A 21,880-nucleotide genomic window follows, 5' to 3' on the forward strand; every position below is an offset into this window, starting at 1 on the left:
ATCTTGACCCCTCAATGCTCTGCAGGCTATGACCATCGATCCTGAGATTCGCGATCAGGCTTATCAATTTTTTATTGAAGAAGCGTCTGAACTGCTAGACATCATTGAAACTGGCCTGCTTAGCCTGCGCCAAGACACTAGTGTACAAAGGGTACATGAGCTGATGCGAGCAGCACACTCCATCAAAGGAGGAGCTGCCAGTGTCGAACTAGATACCATTAAAATCATTGCCCATCGGCTGGAAGACTCACTAAAAGCGTTGTACAGCGATACAGTAGTGGTGGACGCAGAGTTAGAAACTTTGTTTTTACGTGCCTATGATTGCTTACGCCATCCCCTGCAATCACAGATTGACACAGGCAAATTTAATGAAAAACAAACTCTAGTTGCATTTGAGAGTATTTTTAATGACTTGGAGGAATACCTTGGACCAGCATTACATGCTACAGATAGCTTTATGCCTAGCTCTGCCGAGCTAGGCATAGATATTGTCGCCTCACTTTTTGAGGTCGATGTGGCTGAAGTATTAACACAACTGCGCACCTTAATTACCGATCCTCAAAACTATGATTGTGGGCAAGAGCTACAGATTCAGCTTGAGATTCTAACTGGATTTGCCGAAATTATAGATATACCGAAATTTACAGAGATTACAACCCTTGCTCAAGCAGCTGCAAACAGATATCACGATCAGCCATTACCTGTAATTGAACAAGTTATAGACAATATAGAACATGCTCGCCAAGCTATCCTTGCTGGGGAGCGAATTGCAATTGGCGAACCTTCAAAGAAGTTATTGACATTAGCAGAAGGCAATATAATTGAGCTTGATGAACCAATTCATACTCATATCTCCGAACATATCGATGACCTGGATTTGTCTAATCTCAACCTTGATATGTTGGAACCTCCAAACAACTATGAAATAGAAAAAACAACCTCTGCTCCATCAGACAGCTCAGCCAACCAAATTTCGGCTTTAGAAGAAATCTGGTCCATAGAAGCTTTAGAATTCCCTTCGGTAGAAAAGATAGAAAAGGGCGACAATTCAAAGCTTATACAACCTGATGTCAATGCCTTAGCAGACATATGGGGCAATCCAGAATCAACAGACAATAACTTCGATGTAGAAATAACAGATTTTGAAGCTGTTATGGCAGATGCTCCAACGGAGTCAATCTTAGATTCTTGGTCAACTCCGTCTACTCCAGACCTTGAAATCTCTACAGATGCCACAGATAGCCCTGAGGTTTCTATGGCAAAAAGTGTTGGAGGTGCAGATATTATTTCTAATAATATTGAAACCACTGTAACCAACATCAGCGAAATCTATGATTTGCTACCAAGATTGCCCCAAGCGGTACAGCAAAAACCTTCCAAAAAGAAGAAAGCTCCAGTTAAATCAACTACACAATCTAGATTGTCAGCCAAAGTTGCCCTAGATCGTCTAGAGCGAATGAACAATTTAGTAGGTGAGTTAGCCATCAACCGTAACAGCTTGTCGTTGCAAAATGATCAATTTCAACGCACAGTTCATCGACTCGGCCAACGATTCTCTTCATTCCGAACCATTGTCCGACAGTTACAGAGTATCTCTGACCAAATCTTGGTTTCTCCTAATCAACACCGATCTAGCACGATTATTCGCACTGAAGATAGTACATTTGACTCTCTTGAAATGGATAGCTATAGCGAAATTAATTCGCTACTCGAAGGAGTGCTAGAAGAAGTATTTCAATTGGCAGAATCGGTTGATGATGTAGCCCTGTTTGCTGGCCAATCAAACCGATTGTTAGAACGACAGCGACGGACTCTCAATCAATTGCGGGATGAGCTGATGTGGTCACGCATGGTTCCCCTAGATCAAGTCTTAAAGCGATTCCCTCGGGTGATTCGAGAACTCTCAAATACATATCAGAAACCGGTTGAACTTAAACTAACAGGCACAGATGTTTTAGTCGATCGCGTCATGCTTGAAAAGCTCTACGATCCGCTACTACATCTGGTACGAAATGCGTTTGACCACGGCATTGAGCCCCCCGATAAGCGGCAAACATTGGGCAAACCTGACCAGGGTACTATTGAGGTTCGAGCATTCCATCAAGGTAACTATACCGTTATTGAAATTGACGATGATGGTCAAGGTTTAGACACTGACAAGATTGCTCAACGAGCAATTGAAGCGCAAATGATTGCTCCAGAGCAGGTAACAACAATGACAAAACAGCGCATCCAGCAGCTAATCTTTGAACCTGGTTTCTCCACCGCCAATCAAGTGAGTGAACTCTCAGGGCGTGGTGTAGGTCTAGATGTTGTAAGAGAGAGCTTACAAACGTTTAATGGTAAGGTATCAGTAACCACCAATAAACATAAAGGTACCGTATTCTCCCTAAAAATCCCTCTCACCCTTACCCTTACAAAACTGGTAGTTGGCAGTGTTGGGACGACAGCCATCGCCATCGCTTCTGACAGTATTGAGGAAATTATTAGACCTGCTGCTGACCAACTTAAACAGTCTGGTGGTCAACGATTTCTCCATTGGAGATCGCAACTAATCCCCATATATCAATTAGCTGAGCTTCTCAACTATCAGTGCCAGGTTCCCAAGCAGCTACCCAAGGAACTGCAAACGGGCCAGACAGTCAGAGGACAACAGCAAACCATGCTAATCATTGAGCAGGGGCAAGGATTATTAGCCTTAGGCCTGGAACAGATCGTCACAGAGCAAGAACTAGTCATAAAACCGATGGGTAAAGCCATTGCCACCCCTAGCTACATTAACGGTTGTACTGTTTTAGCCGACGGTAGCCTAGTGCCTGTCATTGACGGAGCGGCTCTAGTGCAGTTTAGTACAAAACTCTCGCTCCCAATACAGCCCCAACCTCAGTATGAGCATCATTCCCAAACACTGATGATTATCGATGATTCATCAGCACTACGGCGCACTTTAGCGTTAACGCTACGTAAAGCAGGTTACCAGGTGCTACAGGCAAAGGATGGTCGTGATGCGCTGGACCAATTACAGAGAGGGGCGCTACCAGAATTAATTATCTGTGATGTGGAAATGCCTCGCTTAAATGGATTTGAATTTCTCAGTCATCGTCGGGCTAATTCCTCATGGACTCAGATCCCAACAGTGATGCTGACATCACGTGGTAACCATAAGCACCGAACGTTAGCCAAACATCTAGGTGCTAACGATTACTTTACTAAACCCTACATTGAGAAAGATTTTGTAGGTGCGATCGCAACTCTTCTCCAAAAGCCATGACACGCCAAACATCTACCGCCACCATCAACTCACTTAGACTCATTGTGATGAGTCTAGGAGAATTAACCCTCGCCTGTCGTATTGAATCTGTTTATAAAGTTGTTAGCCACTCCCAAGTTCACAGTAGCGGTTTAGGATACACAGGAGTAACCCATATCGATGATCATGCTGTTGTCGTAATTGATCTACATCACAAACTATTCAATATACCCACTGCCAATAAACATGGATATTTTGTCATCCTCAAACCTCAGGTGGGTGACCTCTTGGCTATTCCTGTAACAACTTCACCCAATCTAATGGATATTCAACGAGACCACATCAGGATATTACCAGAGTCTTACCGACAATCTGACACGCTTGCAATTGCCAGCCATGTCGCTGTTGTTCCCCATGGAGAGGATACTCTCACCCTATTCGTAATAGACGAAAATACGTTGATCTAAAACACAATGTAAACCGGAAAATCTTTTTGCTCAAACGCTTATAGGTTTTGGGAGTGTAGCCAATCCAATAGCTGATCATGCCTATAGATGTGCACTTTGTTTTGTGAGCTTTCCTTGATCATATCGATTTATGCTCTGGTGCGATGGCCGCAGACTTGATCGTTCCAATAAAGTTGTTAGCCAAATATTTTCCTCTGGAGGTAGAGGGGGAATTGGAGATCGCTCATAGTCAATTGAAAAATAACAAGGAGACCGCAAACACGCTTCATCAAGTGCCCGTTTGAGATCCACTGTGCAATATGCCTGAGCCCCTACATCGTCTTGGGGATAACTTAAAGGTAACTTCAGGGGGGGAATCGGCGCATTCACTTGCCAGGCATACAAATCTGCCTTTGGGCGCTGATCACTACGGCTCACCAACACTCGATAATCAACATTACCTGCTGCATAGGCAGAAATTGGCTCCCATCCTCGTAGCAAGTCTATCTCGACAAAGTGAGTATCACTGCCAAAGATAGCCTCACAGCGCTGCTCATAATTTTCACGACCACGGCCAGGACGTTTCTTTTGAGGCGTTAACACTTCGATGATGGTAACCGTCCTACCAATTTGACAATCGAGAATCTCAATATAGTCCTCTTGTATGGTTTGCGGCACCGCAATGTAGGTAGGAATTGGTTGCTGATGGGAAGCAGCGACATCATTGGTCGGTGGACTATTGGGAGAACAGTCATGGGCCAACTGCCCAACGACTAGACTATCTTCACCACTAACGCGATAGACCCGTTTGCGGATGAGGATACTGTATCGGTCAGAAACTTCTTTCTGTAAGAGGTTGGCCAGGGCAGTTACAAACTGTGGATGAATTTCAGGCCAAAGATCAGGGTGCTCTAGGTAAGGGTTCATGCCGGGGAACATATCAGGCATTAACTATCCTCTAAATTTCGATAGCGGAGCGTTATGACAAATCAGATAAAACGGCTGTTGGTCCTGTTGCTAACCAAACTGCATGGAATGAACCTCATAAAATTTTAGCAAGAAGCCATATTAGTATCCACCAAGCGTTCATAGTTATGTACTTTTTAGATCAAGGTTCACTTGGTGTATCTGTAGATACTTGACCATCATTAAAGATGAAGATTTTATAAAGTCAATGGAAATACAGTGTGGCAAAACTACTTTAAACAGTGAATCAGTTGTCTTAGCTGTAGGACTTCATAAAATCTTTTCAGGGGGCTCATCAGCCAAACAGGATTTTAATAAGACTTTATTAGTAGTAATTTTTGCTGAAAAACAGGCTGAAGTCAGCTTTGTAAGGAATTATGGAAATCTCAACCAATGGATGGATAGTAATCGCTGTAATATTGGCGATTTTGGGAATTGGGGGCGGTGCGATCGCAACTACAATTCTCCAGCCCTTGGGGCCCAACATCCCCTTCACCACCCCGATCACTGATATCTCCACACCCATTGGTGGTGATGCACGTCATCAGTTCAACCAAGGCATCTGGGCCTATCGGGAAAAAGCATATGCTCGAGCCATTGACTGCTTTACTAAGGTCATCGAAGCTGAACCTAATTTAGCAGAAGCATTTCATAATCGAGCACGGGCTCAAGCAAATCTGGCAAAAACACAAGCTGCCGCTAGCGATTTTGTCACTGCTAGCGACATCTATAGCCGCCAAGGTAGTCGCTCAGGTATCAATTGGATTAAAACCGACCTTAATGTCTTGACTAACCTTTAGATAGAAGATCACAGACATCCTTCGTTCTTTTTGTTACAGCTTAGAATACCTAAAATCGGTCACTGGTATATTCAGTCAAATTTTGGGTATTCCTGTAAAAAGGATTTGAAGTTGTAGTGAATGCCTATTGCAGTCGATCGTTTAACCAGCAAACTTTGTTAAATTGCAGACATATTAGGGAAATTATGTAGGCATTCTGACTTAGGTAAGCCAGCGATAGCATCAAGGCCTCCTAAGGAATTGGCCGTACAACTTGTGATTTCTATTACAAGTTGCGTCTGCTCTGCTGTGCCCTCAACAAAGGTCTGGTCTTAAGGAAGCACGTAGTTTATAAACATTTCACATTGTGTTGGCGTCTTACTAGTTCAAAAGTATTATGCGAATTTTAGTTACCGGTGGAGCCGGTTTTATAGGTTCTCATCTCATTGATCGCCTAATGGCAGATGATCATGAGGTTATTTGTCTAGATAATTTCTATACTGGCCGGAAGCAAAACGTTTTGCAGTGGTTGAATAACCCCAAGTTTGAGCTCATTCGCCATGATGTTACTGAGCCTATTCGGCTAGAAGTCGACCAAATTTATCACTTAGCCTGCCCTGCTTCACCAGTGCACTATCAGTACAATCCGGTAAAAACCATCAAAACTAATGTGATGGGTACCCTCAATATGCTAGGTCTGGCCAAACGAGTCAAAGCTCGTTTTTTCCTAGCGTCTACCTCCGAAGTTTATGGTGATCCTGAAGTTCATCCTCAGCCAGAAGAATATCGAGGCAGTGTGAATACCATTGGGATTCGTAGCTGTTACGACGAAGGTAAGCGGGTCGCTGAAACTCTCGCCTTTGATTATCACCGTCAAAACGACGTTGATATTCGGGTAGTACGCATTTTTAACACTTACGGCCCACGTATGCTCGAAAACGATGGTCGGGTAGTTAGCAACTTTATTGTGCAAGCACTGCAAGGTAATCCTCTAACTGTATACGGTGATGGTTCTCAAACCCGCAGTTTCTGTTATGTGTCCGACTTAGTAGAGGGCTTTATTCGTCTTATGAATGGTGACTACATTGGTCCTATGAATTTAGGGAATCCAGGTGAATACACTATTTTGGAACTGGCTCAGTCTATTCAAAAAATGATTAACCCTGATGCTGAATTGAAATTTGAACCCCTGCCCCAGGACGATCCACGTCGTCGTCAGCCAGATATTACAAAAGCTAAAACCATGCTGAATTGGGAGCCAACAGTGCCCCTTCAAGCAGGTTTGAAGCTGACCATTGCGGACTTTCAAGCTCGCTTAGAAGCAGCGGGTAACCTGGCTATGCCGACAACGGCAACGTCATCTTCTTAGATGATTGGCCCAGGTTACGGTTAAAACGCCTTTCTGTATTCTCCTCGGGTTCCAGGAACCCGAGGACTAGAACAACAGATAGCGCTGATTACGGTTAATTTCATTGGATTTATCTTTTAAGTAAGGAGTATTTATATGCGTGTTTGCGTTATTGGTACAGGCTATGTCGGCTTAGTTACAGGTGTATGCCTTTCCCACATTGGTCACGACGTTATCTGCGTTGATAACAATGAGGAAAAGGTCAAATTGATGCAGTCTGGGCAATCGCCTATTTTTGAGCCGGGACTGTCTGAGCTGATGCAATCTTCCATGGAAGCTGACCGCTTAACGTTTACCACTGACCTGGCAGCAGGCGTTTCCCATGGCGATATTCTTTTCATTGCTGTTGGTACCCCCCCTCTACCGACCGGTGAAAGTGACACTCGCTATGTTGAGGCAGTTGCCCGGGGCATTGGAGAGCACCTGAATGGTGGTTATAAAGTAATTGTCAACAAGTCCACAGTGCCCATTGGCTCTGGTGACTGGGTCCGCATGATTGTGATGGACGGTATTGCTGAGCGTAAACAAGTGCCAGTGGGTGCCGGTGCTCCTGCTGGCAAGCCTGAGGCTCCCTTGTTTGATGTTGTTAGCAATCCTGAATTTTTACGTGAAGGGTCAGCAGTCTATGACACTTTCAATCCTGACCGGATTGTTTTAGGTGGCAGCAATCCTAAGGCAATTGCCATGATGAAGGAGCTTTACGAGCCTATCGTTGAGCGTAAATTTGCCGAAGAACAAGAAGCACCTCAAGTGCCTGTTTTGGTGACTGATCTCAGCTCAGCTGAAATGGTGAAGTATGCATCCAACGCATTTTTGGCCACTAAGATTAGCTTTATCAACGAAGTCGCTAACATTTGCGATCGCGTTGGTGCTGACGTAGTACAAGTTGCCCAAGGTATTGGCCTAGATTCTCGCATTGGTAGTAAGTTCCTCCAAGCTGGTATTGGCTGGGGTGGTTCTTGCTTCCCTAAAGATGTATCAGCCCTGCTGCATACCGCTGATGACTACGGCTATGAAGCCCAGCTATTGAGAGCCACCATTGATGTCAATACTCGACAGCGCCTACTCTCCCTTGAAAAATTACAGCAGATGCTGAAAATCTTAAAGGGTAAAACCGTCGGACTATTGGGTCTAACCTTTAAGCCCGACACCGATGACATGCGCGATGCACCTTCTTTAATTCTGATTGAACACCTCAATCGTTTGGGAGCCAAAGTCAAAGCCTACGACCCCATTGTTTCCCAAAGTGGCATGCGCAATGGTATGACCGGCGTGATTGTAGAAACTGACGTTGAGCGTCTAGCTGATGGCTGTGATGCGCTGGTGCTCGTAACGGATTGGCAACAGTTTAAGGACTTAGACTATGGCAAGATGGCTAGTCTAATGAGTACCCCTAACCTGATTGATGGCCGGAATTTCCTTGACCGTCAAACCTTGGAAGAGGCTGGCTTTACCTATTCTGGTGTTGGTCACTAATTTTTTCTTTAGGAGGAAATCACTCTCTCTCTAATTAATATCTTTCTAAAGGGGCGCTATCTAATAGATAACGCCCCTTTAGATTAGGCAATGTCTATTTATTTTTAATTGAACGCGGATATACGTTGACGCCCAGTGACTAATTTCTAGCATCAGGGGAAGCCCAGCGATCGAGCGCCCGCTTACCGCCCCAACGGGCAACAATTTCATCATCATAATCATCGGCAAGTCGCACTACGGTGGTCACCGAATGTTTGAGTTCAATGCGATCGCAAGTAGACCCCACTAAACTGTGCTCAAATACGATATCGTCTTCACTATCCAAAGCAAAACGTCCAAACAAGATATTGTCATTAGCCCGTAGTAGATAGTACGTAAGCTCTGAAGTAGCATCTACATCAGTAACTACATAAGATCGTGTAGTAATCAACGCTTCACTTTCTCCCCAGGGAACTACACGGGTAGAAGCTACCGCTGAGCCAATAGTAATAATAAAAAGAGGTTCATCTTCGAAAGCTACCGTCGCTTCCCCAAATAACTCATCCATCCAGGGGGCAATGCGTTCGTAGCAAGTTTTCTGAGCTGAACTTTGAAAATCCATGAAGCGGCAGCAAGATTGACGACTGGTGGAGATATCTCCCGATATCCAAGCAACATTCTCTCACCTATGTTTTACAGGTGCTCAAAAGTTTCTTGATGATGTTACGGCAATGAAGGCAGTATTAAACTTATAAAGCTTTCCACACTCACAAAAAGCATCCCGACATTGACTAATTTGTCTGATTCTTCGTTAGAGCCATCGCCAGATAACCTGCCAGAGTTTGATCAACTCGCAGCCGATCTCTACTACGGGCAGGCACAGGCCAGCTTAAAACAAGTCATTGACAGTCTAGATTTAACCCCTCGAGAACGCGAGGGTCTGCAGCCTGAAATCAATAACTTGCTTGGCTTGCAACACAAGTTAGAGCAAGGCTCTCTGCATATTGCAGCCTTTGGTATGGTGGGCAGGGGAAAATCCTCATTGCTCAATGCATTAATTGGGCAGTCTATTTTTATTACGGGACCACTGCACGGGGTAACCCAGGATGTAGCCAGTGTAGATTGGCAGTCGGTCTCTAAAGATAGCTCGATTCACCGGGTGTCTGTAGGTGACAAAGCAGGTAACACTGGAGCGTCCGTCGAACTCATTGATACACCAGGAATTGATGAAGTTGGCGGTGAACAACGTCAGCTACTAGCCGAGCGCGTAGCCCAGCAGAGCGATCTAATTCTATTTGTAATATCAGCCGATCTGACTCAAGTGGAATACGACGCGTTGGGATGGTTACGCCATGCAGGCAAACCAATTTTGCTAGTTTTCAATAAAGCTGATCAGTACTCGTTAGAGGAACAGACATTACTGCTCAAGAAAATTCAACAACGGGTTACCCCCTTAAGCATATTGACTGAAGACATTGTGTTGGCAGCTGCAGCCCCACTAACCACAACAGTAGTGCAAGACCCGAAAGGTGTGCGGCGGCGGCAGAACACCCGAGGCACCCCCGATATTCAGACTCTGAGGCTCAAAATATTAGATGTACTCGAACAAGAGGGTAAAGCCTTAATTGCTCTCAACACGCTCTTATATGCAGATGACGTACAGGCGAAGTTAGTTGCACGTAAGCTAGAAATTCGTCAGCGCCGAGCTAATGACCTGATCTGGCAAACCGCCCTGACTAAAGCCGTGGCAGTAGCCGTAAATCCAGTGTTACTCGCCGATATGGTTGGCGGCATCACAGTAGATGTAGGTCTTGTAGTGGGCTTATCTAAACTTTATGGGTTACCCATGACCCAACAAGAGTCTTTGAAACTTTTGCGGACAATTGCCCTATCCACCGGCAGTCTCTCCGCCAGCGAACTGCTGATTACCTTAGGGCTAAGCTCTCTGAAAAGTATTTTAGGAGCAGCCGGTTTAGCAACGGGAGGATTAAGCGTAGCCCCCTACTTCTCAGTAGCCCTAACCCAAGCAGCTGTAGCAGGTGTTGCCACCTATGCCATCGGCCAAGTTACACGTACATATTTGATAAATGGCGCAAGTTGGGGCGAGCAAGGCCCTAAGGCAACCATTACCAAAATTGTGAATAACTTAGATGAAACATCCATAATGGCTCGCCTCAAACATGAACTCAAGCAAAAACTTAATCGGACGTAGTTTGCTTGAATCATATGTCGCTATCCTAACAATGAGAAGCTTCAAGGCTATAGATCTCAGTCTAAAATTTATCGCTGCCCAAAGGACTTCGTTAGTTAGTTTTAGGAAACTACATGTTCTGAAAGGCTGGCTTGAGCTGTTGCTTCTCTGCCGATAGACTATATCGGTCGACTATCCATCAGTGAGTTCGTTGCTGACATTTAGTCGTCCCTAAACACGTGAATTCATTCGCTGTCTAATAGTATTCCTTTTTACAATTGCCCATGCATCGGTTTACCGTCGAAGTTATTTCCCAAACACCTAACCCACAGCAAACCATTTACGCTGCGATGCACCAAGACTATGCTGAGGGTTTTGTTTGGAACGATCGCCAAAACTGGCCTTCTGAAGAGAAATGTGGTGACCTAATCATTCGAAATTTACTAAGAGGCGGACGGGGACACTATGGCCCCCTAGAACACCCTCAAATCATCTTGAACTGTGGCTGGTTCCCGCATTCCACCATGCAACAAGTGCGCACCCATCGAGTCGGGGTTTCCTTCGATGTTCAGTCTTTTCGCTATACAGGCTCCCGCATTTTAGATGTTATAGCCGGGAAACAGGATGTGGAAGATGTTTTTTATTTGCGTCCTGTTGGCGACTATAGCGACCGACAAGGCAAACACTACGCCTATACTGAGGAGCTTCGTCAGCAGGATATCGCCTGGTGTTTAGAAGCCTGTGAGCGCTACAAAACTCGCATTGGGCAAGGTTTTTCTGAAGAGCATGCGAGAGGCCTGATTCCCTTTGACGTACGGCAGCATTGGGTGATGTCGGCTAATGTCCGATCGCTCATGCATTTGTTAGATCTCCGCTGGAAAGCAGATGCCCAACTAGAGGCACAAAAGCTTTGTGAAGTTATTTGGCCACACTTTCAGAGCTGGGTACCTGCGATCTCAACTTGGTACGAAACAACTCGACTTAAGAAAGCACGTCTTGCGCCTTAAGGATTATTGCCATTTTCACAGGTTAATCTTGCAATTCATTAACTTGAATGTACTAGTTCTCAACTTTGATAACCCACCCTAAGAAGCCTTTCGATACCTTTCATGGGGCTGTGTTTTTTAGACATTCCCCATAGACTTAGGGTGCTGAAATAGGCCTTATGGGTAATGGCATATGGACAGCTCTAGCGGTTACATCTTATTGCTGGACCAGTACTGTGGAACAGAACTGGTCGTCCAATCACTCTCAAACCAGGTTGAGGGCTCCGTATTTGTAGCCCATTCAGCCGATCAAGCTGTTGCCCGTATCGAAGAAAGCATTCCCTATTTAGTCATCCTCTCTGGCACTCAAAAGCACTGGTCATCAGCCTTTGTAGATCGACTAAGAGAAACTGTAAAACCCTTAGGAACAACTATCGTAGCCCTGACCAAATCCCATGAGCCAAGCTGGCCTGTGCAAGAAGAGCATCCAGGGGTTGATGGATTTCTAGTTGAACCAATTAGTAAAGATGTGCTGCATTTACTAGTGAAGTCAGCTGTAGCAAAAGCCATCTTATAGATATTTAGATATACAGATAGATTACAGCTTACTGTAAGCAACTACCCTGGTGTCAGGGTAGGCAAGCATATTTATGACCTCAGTGCCATAGGTAATATCAAGCGGCTTGTCCTGCTACAAGAGTTTCCTAATCTAGAGTTGAAAGACTAAAGCAGTTTAGCGGCTTAACAAGAAATATCCTGCGCCACTGTATATTCTGCGACACTGTATCTGTGACATCTAAATCATTTAAATCCCAGCAAATCAGACGATTCAAGTTTTGGCGCAACCAGCGCTTGCGGGATGGCATGCAATATCAATACGCTCTTTTCCAACGAATACATACAGCAGACTACAAACAGCGCCATCAGGTTTATCAACAGGCCAGCCAGCTAGCGCAACAAGGGGCTGACATACTGGTAACCTACGAAGATCAGGCGTGTCACCTTTGGTTAAATCTTAAACACAAAGCATAAACCACATAGCCTTGATCCTGCATACCCTTAACCCAAATTAATTCAAACAATTACGCCATCAAACTAGCTCTACAACCGCTCTATAAATCAAAAGCACAAAAGTTTTATATTTTATTTAGTTTTTGATAGGCAAAATTAATGTGTGCATTGATACAGTCTGAAACCCGTTGAAAATAAAGGGATTGAGTCCAGAGTTGTTCATAAAAAACCATGGATTGATGACAACTTGCTCAAATTCCTCTGGGCGTTTTGTTGAAAGCGTGTTACTACTGTAGAAACACGGACAGCTTCAGCAGTTGGTCCTGAGTTTTTACATTGGTAGTGAAATTTCAAGCTTTGCTGACTATGGAATCCCTATTCAAAGTGTTAGCGAATGTTTACCGTTGTAAACTATGGACCTTTATGCTAGGCAGCTCGTTCACCATATCAGATAAGTCTTTCACTAATTAATAAACTTCAAGGGGTCCATCGAGTTGCCTTAGCACTTTTAATGTTGAGTCTCTGGTATGGACCTGCTAGGTTTGGTGATCTTCTGTTTTGATATTTTGATCTGTTGCATTTGAAGGAATACGAGGAAAGCGGCATGACCCAAGCTAATACTGTTCTTGAGGACTTGAGGCCCAGAAATGAACTGGATTCGCTAATCGATCCTGAGGCTGGGAAAACTTTTTCAAGTTCCGAGGAAGATATCCAGGGTGCTAAGGCTGCTAAAGGTACAACTCGGCGTCGTAGTTCATCATCATCATCAGCTCAGTCGAAGAAAAAACACTACACCGAAGACTCTATTCGACTTTACCTACAAGAAATTGGACGCATTCGTCTACTAAGGGCAGAAGAAGAGATTGAATTAGCTCGTAAGATTGCTGATTTGCTAGAACTTGAGCGAATTCGCGATGATTTGTCCGATGGAATGGATCACGAGCCCGATGATGCTGATTGGGCAGCGGCTGTTGATATGCCTTTACCGGCCTTTCGTCGTCGTCTTCACCTTGGACGCCGTGCCAAGGATAAGATGGTGCAGTCTAACTTACGATTGGTGGTTTCCATCGCCAAGAAGTACATGAACCGTGGTCTATCTTTTCAGGACCTGATTCAAGAGGGCAGCTTGGGTTTGATTCGTGCTGCTGAGAAATTCGACCACGAAAAAGGTTATAAGTTTTCAACTTACGCAACTTGGTGGATTCGTCAGGCTATTACCCGTGCGATTGCTGACCAATCCCGTACTATCCGGCTGCCTGTCCACCTGTACGAAACTATTTCTCGTATCAAGAAAACCACCAAACTTTTATCTCAAGAGCTAGGTCGTAAGCCTACCGAGGAAGAAATTGCTACTCGGATGGAAATGACCATCGAGAAACTACGTTTTATTGCTAAATCTGCTCAGTTGCCCATTTCTTTGGAAACGCCCATTGGTAAAGAGGAAGATTCGCGTCTAGGTGACTTTATTGAATCAGACGGTGAAACTCCTGAGGACGAAGTATCCAAGAGCCTTTTACGCGAAGATTTGGAAGGCGTCTTAAGTACGTTGAGTCCCCGCGAGCGCGATGTGCTGCGTCTACGTTACGGTTTGGATGATGGTCGTATGAAGACGTTGGAGGAAATCGGCCAAATCTTCAATGTGACTCGTGAGCGTATTCGTCAGATTGAGGCTAAGGCCCTTCGTAAGCTGCGTCATCCTAACCGCAACAGTGTTCTGAAAGAGTACATCCGCTAAGGATTTACTGTAGCAAGCACATATTCATTAGTTCAGGCTTGAAGGAATCCTTCAGGCCTGTTTCTTATGCTTGGGTCGACAGACATTGAGCGTAGCCGCCGAGTCTCAGTATTATTTTTGCCGTTGCTGAACCTCGGGGGGATCTAATCTGGGAAATACTGATGTAGGGCAATCCTGCCAGATCGATTCATCTCCTAAATCAGCAACGGCTTATTTTTATGGGGTGATTAGAGCATCCTGTTATCTGTTTCAAAACCAAGTGGACAAAAAGACAGTTTTGTTGGTACTGTTGTTCTTATAGGGGTACGCTTGTTCCCTTATGGTTCGTCCTGTGAGTAACCCATGGAACCTCTTACTAACGCTCAAGAGGAGCTGTATAACTGGTTGGCTGATTACATTCGTGAGCATCAGCATTCTCCCTCCATTCGTCAAATGATGAGGGCTATGGGGCTAAAGTCCCCAGCTCCTATTCAAAGCCGTCTCGATCACCTCAGAAAGAAAGGCTACATTGACTGGAATGAGGGTAAAGCTAGAACAATTCGGATCTTGCAGGGTGGGGGAGTCCCTGTGAAAGGCACCATTGCTGCGGGCTCTATGGTTGAAGTTTTTGCAGATGTTGCTGAAGAACACCTTGATCTCTCCTCATTACCTATTAAGTCGCGTGATTACGCTTTGCGCGTGCGAGGCGATAGCATGATCGACGCACTCATTGATAACGGCGATTTTGTCATCATGCGTCCAGTGGAAGATCCCAACAGCATTCGTGATGGCACCATTGTGGCTGCCCGGGTAGAAAGCGCTACCACCCTTAAGTATTTGTATCGTCAGGGTGATGATGTAGTGCTTAAACCTGCCAATTCTAACTATGAGCCTATGGTTTATCCAGCTCAAGAAGTTGATATTCAAGGTCGCTTATTAGCTGTTTGGCGTAGCCAAGATTTGATTTAATCTCAACTTTAGGGTCACTGATAGCTGGTTTATAGAAGCTACTGCCACGTTTCAATGCCTAAGCATTGAAACGTTAATTGTTCGCTCAGTTCCAGGGTCGTTGCTCTACTAAACTAGAGTCGCACAGGATTGAGCAAGACTATCTATGGTGAATTTGTCGGGGATACCTTGGCGGCGTTGGCAATTAATAGTAATTGCGATCGCACTATTATGCCTTAGCCTTGGTATCAACAGCTGCAGCCAGCTATCCTCAGATGCAAATCAACCGTCCCATCTTTCAAGCAGTGAAACTTTAGCGTTTGTTTCAAAGCATGCACTGTTAACAGCGGTAGTGAGTACTGATGTTAAACCTGGCAAAGATTGGGAGAAATCTGACGTTTTCAAGGCTTTATCACAGGCTAGGGACCAACTAATAGCTTCCTTTGATTTTAATCTCGATGAAGATGTTCGTCCCTGGCTAGGGCAAGATATTGCCTTTGCGATCACGAATAAGGATCTTGATCAAGATAATAGTAATGGTCGCCAGGTTGGATACCTTTTGGTGGTTGATGCAGATGATGGTGATCGACTACGTGAATTCTTAGAGCTGTTTTGGCAGCGACAAACTATTGCGGGCACTAAACCTGTTTTCACCCAGACCAGTGGAGTGCCCATCATTACTGGTCAGCTAGCCAAAACACAGCAGCAGATAGCCACCGCAGTTATCAGTGGGAGTAGGTTGCTGGTTGCCAATGATATAAAAGTTTTACAGCAGAGCCTGCGTGTTGCCCAGACGCCTACTTTGCAGCTCTCACAATCCGAATGCTGCACACCAGTCTGGCTAAGTTTACGCATTCCAGACCTTGTTGATTGGCTAGGGTTAGCCACGCCAACAGAGCCACGATTTATGTCGGCACTTCAATGGCAGCAGCTAACTGCAACAGCGACATTTCATCAACAGCAACTAGTAATCAGCAGTCAATTACAGACTCTGAATAATAGGGCATTTTTAGATAAATCAGCCGCTAAATCAACAGACCAGAGTTCTAAATTAAAGGCCACTACCAATATCTCCGACAAGTATTTACCCGCATCACTGGCTTGGGGAGCAACAGGGCACGATCTACGACCTTTATGGCTGGCAGTACAAAGTGAACTGAGCCATTATCAGCAGCTACCGGCTCCACTCCAACTGGCACAGGAACAACTGTCCACCCAGTTAGCCCAGACACTCTTACAACCGCTTGCTCAGCTTCTAGCTAGCCACTATGCAATTGGTCAATTAAACGATGGCTCGTGGTTAATGGCTGTGGAGGATCCTGCCCCAAGGTTAATCAGTCAGCTGGATGCAATTGCAACGGACCAAGGGTTAACAGTCAGTCAGTTCACCCTAGGTAATCAAGCTGTCACAGCATGGAGTCGCTTAAAAACTCGGGTAGCAAACAGCCGTAATCGAGAAACTACGGTTGAAACCGACCTTTTAGCCCTCCATACTAATGTGGATGCACACACTATTTTTTCGACGTCCATTGATGGTTTAACTGCCACTTTAGAAGCTCCAGACAACCGACTGTCAGATACTCAAAGGTTCCAACATACTATGCCATCAATGGCTATCCCTGACCAAGGATATTTATATGGAACTTGGAACGAACTGGAACGTCTTCTAGCTAGTAATCGTTGGTTTTCCTTGATAGAACCCATTTTACAGCCATGGAATCAGTCAATTGATGCGATCGCAATCACTGGCAATCAACCAACAGTTAATCAATCAGCCGGAAAAATCTCAATTCTGTTGAAGGATTAAGTGTTCTAAACTGCAACCATGGCTATCTAAAACTGACAGCCTAATGTACAAGGGGACGAACACTTCTCTATTGCTTCAGTTCAACAGCTCCCAATGGCGAACTGAGCAAAAGTGCAAGTTTTGAACATCTGTAAAGCTAAACTATAGTTTATTGATATTAAGCCATGACAATCTCTATGGACTTAGGTGTTCATGTAATTGAGCCGAGCGGTATCTTAGACGGAACTCAAACTTCGGCATTTCGCCAGCAAGTTGATGAAGCTCTAGAAAAAGGTGCCAAAGTATTGCTAATTGACCTGAAAGACATCACTTTTGTAGACAGTTCAGGTCTGGGCGTTTTAGTCGCCTGTTTGAAAAATGCACGTACAGCTGGGTGCAACATGTACGTTTGTTCTATCAACGATCAAATCCGCATGCTGTTTGAACTAACCAGCATGGATAGGGTCTTTGAAATTTTTGAGGACCGAGCAGCGTTTAAGGCAGGTGTTCTCAAATAGTCTTGAACAACATTCAGTTGCTTCAGTACTGGTAGCCCCTTGCTCTGTCAGGGGGCTATTGCTTTTATAAATGCGAAGTAAGTACTCACCACTCTGGGCTAGATTGAGTAGACTAAGACATAGGCGTTCTTAAATCTATTGCAAATCTATGGTGTTTTTTGGACTTGGTAGCTTAGGCAAAAAAGGCACAATGCCGTCTACTAATGAAGCATTGCCAGGTCGTTCTGATAAGATGCCTGTCCCTAAGCAGCATTACGTTAACCACAATCCTTTACAGCCACCGTTTCCCGATGGCATGCAGACAGCAATGTTTGGTCTGGGTTGTTTCTGGGGAGCTGAACGCCGCTTTTGGCAACAAGAAGGCGTATTTTCAACATCCGTAGGCTATAGCGCAGGTTACACCCCTAACCCCACCTATCGAGAAGTTTGTTCCGGGATGACCGGACATAACGAAGTTGTGTTGGTGGTGTTTGATGCCAACGTGATTAGCTACGAGCAACTGCTAAAAGTATTTTGGGAAAGCCATAACCCTACTCAAGGTATGCGCCAGGGTAACGATGTAGGAACCCAGTACCGGTCTGGAATTTATACCTACTCTCCTGAGCAAAAAGCCGCTGCTGAGAAGTCCTTAGCCATGTATCAAGAGGCACTGACCCAGGCTGGTCATGGCACCATCACAACCGAAATTTTGGATGCACCTGAATTCTACTATGCTGAAGATTATCATCAGCAGTATCTAGCGAAGAATCCTGGTGGTTACTGTGGTCTTGGTGGCACCAATGTGGCTTGCCCCATTGGTATTGGTGTGGCATCCGATAGTTAATCAACGGTTTCATCCACAACAGATAGCTAAAGTAATCCCCTCTGTCAAATGGATGTTCCATAGGGGGGGTAGCTTGTGACTAAAGCTGTCCCTGTTTCCCAACAAACAACGAACGGTCATCAAGCTTCACTCAAACCTAAAACTGCTTGAGAAAGCGTAGATCGCTGGCATACAACCGACGAATATCATCAATCTGGCTTTGTACCATCGCCAGGCGTTCAACCCCCAGGCCAGCTGCAAAGCCGCTGTAAACCTCAGGATCATAGCCAACAGCCTTAAGCACATTGGGGTCAATCATGCCGCACCCAAGCACTTCTAACCACTTGCCCTTCCATTTCACATCCACTTCGGCTGAGGGCTCAGTAAATGGGAAATAGCTGGGCCGTAATCTGACCTCAATCTCACCAAATAAAGCCTCTAAAAAGAGTTGGATAGTGCCACGTAAATCAGCAAATGTGATGTTTTTATCAACAGCAAAAAATTCTATTTGATGGAACACTGCCGCATGAGTTGCATCAACTGTATCGCGACGATAGCAGCGCCCCATAGCCAAGGCCCGCAACGGCGGCTCATGATTTTCCATGTACCGGATTTGGGTATTGGACGTATGGGTACGCATCATCTTGCCGTTGGGCAAATAGAGGGTATCCTGCATATCCCGAGCAGGGTGATCAGGTAAGAAATTAAGGGCTTCAAAGTTGTAATAATCCTCTTCGATTTCAGGTCCACTGGCCACCGTATACCCAAGGCCCACAAAAATATCGGTAATCTGGTCAATAATGCTGTTGATAGGGTGAACCCTTCCCTGGGGTAAGTATGTTCCAGGCATTGACACGTCTAAGGTTTCAGCCTCTAGCTGCGCTTGGATTTTGGCATCTTGCAAAGCGGTTTTACGCTCGTCAATGCTAGTTTGCAGCACTGTCTTGACCTGATTAGCCAAGGCCCCTATGCGAGGGCGATCTTCGGCAGAGAGTTTGCCCATACCGCCTAAGATTTTGGAAAGCTTACCTTTTTTGCCCAAATAGCTCACCCGAAACTGGTCGAGTTCGTCGAGGTTACTTAAAGTTGCGATCGCATCGCTGGCTTCTTGCTGTAATGTACTCAGTTGCTGCTCTAGGTCGGTGGTCATACTGGCCAAAAAGTTGAAACGGGAGGGTCACAAAAGACAACCTTTAGTCTACACCTAAGCTTTGATTCCCTATGAAACTATTAATCAGCAACGATGACGGTATTTTCGCCACTGGCATTCGTACCCTCGCCAATACCCTGGCATCCAAAGGTCATGACGTGACCGTAGTTTGTCCCGACCGTGAAAGATCCGCCACAGGTCACGGCATTACGATGCACCGCCCGATTCGAGCCGAACAGGTCTCCTCTGTTTACCATGAAAGCATTCAGGCATGGGCCTGTTCAGGTACCCCAGCCGATTGTGTAAAACTTGCCCTCGACGCCCTGTTAGACACAGCACCTGATTGCGTACTTTCAGGCATTAATCACGGAGCCAATTTAGGTAATGACGTCCTCTACTCAGGCACCGTATCAGCAGCCATGGAAGGCTTGCTAGAAGGCATCCCTAGTGTAGCCCTTAGCTTAGCCAGTTTTCATTATTCAGATTTTCAACCTGCAGCAGATTATGCCTGCCAGTTAGTGCAAACGCTGACACAGCTCGATCAGCCATTACTCCTCAACCTCAATATTCCACCGATAACGAAATCCAAAATACAGGGAATAACGGTAACCCGCCTAGGGATACGTCGGTACCGAGATCTTTTTGAGAAACGCATTGATCCCCGTGGAAAAACCTATTACTGGCTGGCAGGAGAAGTCTTAGAAGAAAGCGACAGAGAACTATCCCATGGCTTACCCAATAGTTTGAATCAGGCGCAGACTATTGACTTTATGAATCGGTTTACCACCGACGTAAAAGCGATTAAAGCTGGCTATATTACAGTCACACCTCTACACTACGACCTCACAGCTTATAGTGACTTAGCGAGCCTACAAAGCCATTTACCTCAGCTGCTGCCTTGCTAGCAAGAAGAGGTATGCCTTGCGCCTACTTTCGATAAAGCTTTGGGCAAACTGGCTGTAAGCAAGATGGCCTAACCTAAAAATGCTTATTCAAACGCCTAACCATGCGATGAAGTCAGCTCGGATGTAAAAATCTTAACGATGGCCAATGTGCGCACTATGGCTTGATCTATAAAGACAGTCTGGGTTTACAAGCAATTTGTATGGATCACTGGGTAAGATTACTCCTGATTACCATATATTTCTCTAGAAAAAAGGGGGATACGCTACGCTAATGGGTTTAACCACTCTCGTCAATAGCCATTCAGCAAGATTCGCGTCCCTCATTAACGTCATTATTAGCCACTGATGTCCGACTCGAATGCTCAATTTACGATTCACTTTTGGGGAGTACGAGGCAGTATCCCCTGTCCTGGTGCAGAAACAGTTCGCTACGGCGGCAATACTTCCTGTATCGAAATGCGAGTTAATGGTGAGCATTTGATTTTTGACGGCGGGACAGGCTTGCGCGAACTGGGACAGCATTTACTGAACGAAGGCACGCCCATACGGGCCAGTATGTTTTTCACCCATTCCCATTGGGATCACATCCAAGGATTTCCATTTTTTGTGCCTGCTTTTTTACCCAGCAATCAGTTTGAGGTATACGGCGTCATTTCCCCAAACGGAGCCACCATCGAACAGCGTCTTAACGATCAGATGCTGCATCCTAATTTCCCGGTACCATTGCAGATTATGCAGGCCCAGCTAAAGTTCTGTGACCTGTCCGTTGGTGAAACAGTCGCCATTGGAGACATCAATGTAACCAATGCTTTACTCAATCATCCAGGTGAAGCAGTGGGTTATCGCGTGGAGTGGAATGGCCTCGCAGCCGCCTACGTGACTGATACGGAGCATTTTCCTGAAAGACTGGATGAAAACGTCTTATATCTAGCGCAAAATGCAGATGTGATGATTTATGACTGTACCTACACCGATGCAGAATATCACTCTGAAACTAGCAGTAAAGTTGGCTGGGGACATTCCACCTGGCAAGAAGCAGTGAAATTGGCAAAGGCTGCCAACGTGAAAAAACTAGTGGTCTTCCATCATGATCCACTTCATGATGATGACTTTATGGACGATATTGGTCGCAAGACTGCTGCTGCGTTTCCCAATAGCATTGTGGCTCGCGAGGGCATGATTCTAGATCTCGCCGAATTGAAAGCGCTCGAATTAGCTCAACGCTAAGCTGACGGACGACTCTAAACATGTAGACTGACGCAGCCACATTGACCATATGCACTGCCAGTAGGTGCAAATTAAAAGCCTGGAAGTCTGATAATGCAGAGGCAAAAACGCTTAAACTATGCATCTGAAAAAATTTATTCAGATAGCCTAATCACCTAAATACACCTTGTCTAGACATAACCTTGATAGCAATCAAATCTGTAAAGCAGATTACAAAGCCGTCGACTAGACTCACCTATAATCCATTTTGGAAGCGGGTGACGCGATTCGAACGCGCGACATTCACCTTGGCAAGGTGACGCTCTACCACTGAGCTACACCCGCATTTGCCTTGTTTC

At 45.2% G+C, this 21,880-nt stretch carries 19 protein-coding genes and 1 tRNA gene; 16 read left to right on the top strand and 4 right to left on the bottom strand.

Annotated features, from left to right (window positions below; translation table 11 throughout):
• Positions 1-28 precede the first annotated feature (28 nt).
• Positions 29-3,271, top strand: coding sequence for a hybrid sensor histidine kinase/response regulator (locus tag SPB21_RS17915; protein WP_163700726.1), 3,243 nt, complete (start codon positions 29-31; stop codon positions 3,269-3,271).
• Positions 3,268-3,717, top strand: coding sequence for a chemotaxis protein CheW (locus SPB21_RS17920; RefSeq protein WP_163661475.1), 450 nt, complete (start codon positions 3,268-3,270; stop codon positions 3,715-3,717). Before SPB21_RS17915 ends, SPB21_RS17920 begins: the two co-directional genes overlap by 4 nt.
• A gap of 81 nt (positions 3,718-3,798) precedes the next feature.
• Here the strand turns inward: SPB21_RS17920 and SPB21_RS17925 are convergent, their stop codons facing one another.
• A complete protein-coding gene (locus tag SPB21_RS17925; protein WP_163700728.1) occupies positions 3,799-4,644 on the bottom strand; it encodes a DUF4058 family protein in 846 nt (281 codons plus the stop codon).
• 395 nt (positions 4,645-5,039) lie between these two features.
• Between SPB21_RS17925 and SPB21_RS17930 the strand changes: the two genes are divergently transcribed.
• The 3 genes from SPB21_RS17930 (at position 5,040) to SPB21_RS17940 (ending at position 8,325) form a co-directional block, all read left to right on the top strand.
• On the top strand, positions 5,040-5,462 hold the full coding sequence (locus SPB21_RS17930) for a tetratricopeptide repeat protein (RefSeq protein WP_163700731.1): 423 nt from the start codon (positions 5,040-5,042) through the stop codon (positions 5,460-5,462).
• 376 nt (positions 5,463-5,838) lie between these two features.
• Positions 5,839-6,810: a UDP-glucuronic acid decarboxylase family protein gene (locus SPB21_RS17935; protein ID WP_163661481.1), complete on the top strand. Its 972-nt coding sequence runs from the start codon at positions 5,839-5,841 to the stop codon at positions 6,808-6,810.
• Between the two features lie 135 nt (positions 6,811-6,945).
• Positions 6,946-8,325 (top strand): UDP-glucose dehydrogenase family protein, encoded by a 1,380-nt coding sequence (locus tag SPB21_RS17940; RefSeq protein WP_163661483.1) that lies wholly within the window; start codon positions 6,946-6,948, stop codon positions 8,323-8,325.
• 139 nt (positions 8,326-8,464) lie between these two features.
• Here the strand turns inward: SPB21_RS17940 and SPB21_RS17945 are convergent, their stop codons facing one another.
• On the bottom strand, positions 8,465-8,926 hold the full coding sequence (locus tag SPB21_RS17945; RefSeq protein ID WP_163661485.1) for a T3SS (YopN, CesT) and YbjN peptide-binding chaperone 1: 462 nt from the start codon (positions 8,924-8,926) through the stop codon (positions 8,465-8,467).
• A 165-nt stretch (positions 8,927-9,091) separates the two neighbouring features.
• Between SPB21_RS17945 and SPB21_RS17950 the strand changes: the two genes are divergently transcribed.
• The 9 genes from SPB21_RS17950 (at position 9,092) to msrA (ending at position 18,281) form a co-directional block, all read left to right on the top strand.
• Positions 9,092-10,516, top strand: coding sequence for a DUF697 domain-containing protein (locus tag SPB21_RS17950; protein ID WP_163661487.1), 1,425 nt, complete (start codon positions 9,092-9,094; stop codon positions 10,514-10,516).
• Positions 10,517-10,779: 263 nt separating this feature from the next.
• Positions 10,780-11,502, top strand: a complete 723-nt coding sequence (gene thyX, locus SPB21_RS17955; protein WP_499867341.1) for an FAD-dependent thymidylate synthase — start codon at positions 10,780-10,782, stop codon at positions 11,500-11,502.
• A gap of 172 nt (positions 11,503-11,674) precedes the next feature.
• Positions 11,675-12,058, top strand: a complete 384-nt coding sequence (locus SPB21_RS17960) for a response regulator (protein WP_163661491.1) — start codon at positions 11,675-11,677, stop codon at positions 12,056-12,058.
• A 212-nt stretch (positions 12,059-12,270) separates the two neighbouring features.
• Positions 12,271-12,513, top strand: coding sequence for a hypothetical protein (locus tag SPB21_RS17965; protein ID WP_163661493.1), 243 nt, complete (start codon positions 12,271-12,273; stop codon positions 12,511-12,513).
• A gap of 583 nt (positions 12,514-13,096) precedes the next feature.
• The gene (gene rpoD / locus SPB21_RS17970; RefSeq protein ID WP_006515781.1) at positions 13,097-14,227 is read left to right on the top strand and encodes an RNA polymerase sigma factor RpoD; all 1,131 of its coding nucleotides are present in this window, start codon (positions 13,097-13,099) and stop codon (positions 14,225-14,227) included.
• Positions 14,228-14,569: 342 nt separating this feature from the next.
• Complete coding sequence (gene lexA / locus SPB21_RS17975) at positions 14,570-15,175, top strand: transcriptional repressor LexA (protein ID WP_006515782.1); 606 nt, start codon at positions 14,570-14,572, stop codon at positions 15,173-15,175.
• A gap of 145 nt (positions 15,176-15,320) precedes the next feature.
• Entirely contained in the window at positions 15,321-16,961 is a 1,641-nt protein-coding gene (locus SPB21_RS17980; RefSeq protein ID WP_499867343.1) for a DUF3352 domain-containing protein, read from the top strand.
• 176 nt (positions 16,962-17,137) lie between these two features.
• Positions 17,138-17,458, top strand: coding sequence for an STAS domain-containing protein (locus SPB21_RS17985; RefSeq protein WP_006515784.1), 321 nt, complete (start codon positions 17,138-17,140; stop codon positions 17,456-17,458).
• Between the two features lie 148 nt (positions 17,459-17,606).
• Complete coding sequence (msrA, locus tag SPB21_RS17990; protein WP_163661501.1) at positions 17,607-18,281, top strand: peptide-methionine (S)-S-oxide reductase MsrA; 675 nt, start codon at positions 17,607-17,609, stop codon at positions 18,279-18,281.
• A 136-nt stretch (positions 18,282-18,417) separates the two neighbouring features.
• Here msrA and pheS read toward each other — a convergent pair whose 3' ends face one another.
• On the bottom strand, positions 18,418-19,410 hold the full coding sequence (gene pheS / locus SPB21_RS17995; RefSeq protein WP_163661502.1) for a phenylalanine--tRNA ligase subunit alpha: 993 nt from the start codon (positions 19,408-19,410) through the stop codon (positions 18,418-18,420).
• Positions 19,411-19,481: 71 nt separating this feature from the next.
• On the opposite strand from pheS, the gene surE reads away from it, so the two are divergent.
• Positions 19,482-20,315 carry a 5'/3'-nucleotidase SurE gene (gene surE / locus SPB21_RS18000; protein ID WP_499867344.1) on the top strand — a complete coding sequence of 278 codons (834 nt, stop codon included), beginning with the start codon at positions 19,482-19,484 and terminating at the stop codon, positions 20,313-20,315.
• A 345-nt stretch (positions 20,316-20,660) separates the two neighbouring features.
• Positions 20,661-21,542, top strand: a complete 882-nt coding sequence (locus tag SPB21_RS18005; protein WP_163661506.1) for an MBL fold metallo-hydrolase — start codon at positions 20,661-20,663, stop codon at positions 21,540-21,542.
• Between the two features lie 252 nt (positions 21,543-21,794).
• Here SPB21_RS18005 and SPB21_RS18010 read toward each other — a convergent pair.
• A tRNA-Gly gene (locus tag SPB21_RS18010) sits at positions 21,795-21,866 on the bottom strand.
• Positions 21,867-21,880 lie beyond the last annotated feature (14 nt).

Source organism: Leptothoe sp. ISB3NOV94-8A (assembly GCF_043421595.1).
Lineage (GTDB): Bacteria > Cyanobacteriota > Cyanobacteriia > Phormidesmidales > Phormidesmidaceae > Leptothoe > Leptothoe turfae.